1 protein-coding gene is annotated in these 1,184 nt (G+C 76.7%); it reads right to left on the bottom strand.

Annotation, left to right across the window (positions count from 1 at the left end; genetic code table 11):
- Positions 1-57 precede the first annotated feature (57 nt).
- Positions 58-1,122: an NAD(+)/NADH kinase gene (locus GTR00_RS21290; protein ID WP_166613499.1), complete on the bottom strand. Its 1,065-nt coding sequence runs from the start codon at positions 1,120-1,122 to the stop codon at positions 58-60.
- Positions 1,123-1,184: the final 62 nt, after the last annotated feature.

Here is a 1,184-nt window from a genome sequence, read left to right as displayed (position 1 = left end):
CCCCCGCCGAGCCCGCGCCGCCCGCCGCGGCCCCCGCCGCCCGGGCGGGCGGCGCGCTCACGCCTCCGGTTCCACCACCGGCAGGTGCAGGTGCGCCATGCTCGCCGGGCGCGGGGCCTGCGGCAGGTACTGCGGCGCCAGCCGCCCGTCCGCCAGCGCCGCGGTGGAGTCCGTCACGCCCAGGCGCCGGCGCACCCGGCCGTAGAAGTCCGGCGGGCGCAACCGCAGCAGCTGCACCTTCCACGGCCGGGCGTGCACCGCCACCCAGTCGCCCGGGTCCAGCACCGCGCGGATCTGCCCGTCCACCGACATCGACACCCGCCCGCTGTGCTCCAGCACCCGCACCGAGATCACCTCGTCGGCGGCCACGACGAAGCTGCGGTCGAAGACCATGTGCGGCGCCACCGGCGTGAACACCAGCACCTGCGCGCGCGGCGACACCACCGGCCCGCCCGCCGCGAACGAGTACGCCGTGGAACCCGTCGGCGTGGAGACCACCACCGCGTCCGCCGAGTACGACGCGAACAACCGGTGCCCCACGTACACGCCCAGGCTGGCCTGCCGGTCCCGGCTGAGCTTCTCGAACACCACGTCGTTCAGCGCCGTCAGGTCCACCTCCACGCCCCAGCCCACCTCGTCCGCGTCGGCGTGGTGCACCTCCGGCGGCGGCAGCACCGGCCCACGCCCGTAGCGCAGCAGCGACTCCAGCTCGGAGGGGATCCGCAGCGGCCGGCTCGCCCGCGCCGTCACCGTCAGCCGCTGCTCCAGCACCGCCTCCCCCGCCTCGAACAGCGCCAGCGCCTCCAGCAGCTGCTCCGGGCGCACCTCCGTGAGGAAACCCACCCGCCCCACGTCCACGCCCAGCACCGGCACGTCCGCCACCTGCGCCACCGCCACGCCCCGCAGGAACGTGCCGTCACCGCCGACGGTCACCACCAGGTCCATCGGCTCCGCGGCGTCCACCTGGGCGCGCACCGACTCCCGGCCCCCCTCACCGGCCCACATGTCGAACTCGGCCACCAGGACGCCGCGCCCGTCCGCCCACCGGCGCAACCGCGCCGCGGTCCGGCGCGCCACCTCCTTGCCGCCGTGGACGACCAGGCCGATGCTGCGCAGCGTCACGGGGTCCCCCTGCTGTGGTCGGGTGCGCTCCACGCGCATCCTGCGTGCTGGGGGGCCGGGGC

The sequence above is a fragment of the Kineococcus indalonis genome (assembly GCF_009906395.1).
GTDB classification, from domain to species: Bacteria; Actinomycetota; Actinomycetes; order Actinomycetales; family Kineococcaceae; genus Kineococcus; species Kineococcus indalonis.
This window is presented reverse-complemented; position numbering and strand designations above follow the sequence as displayed.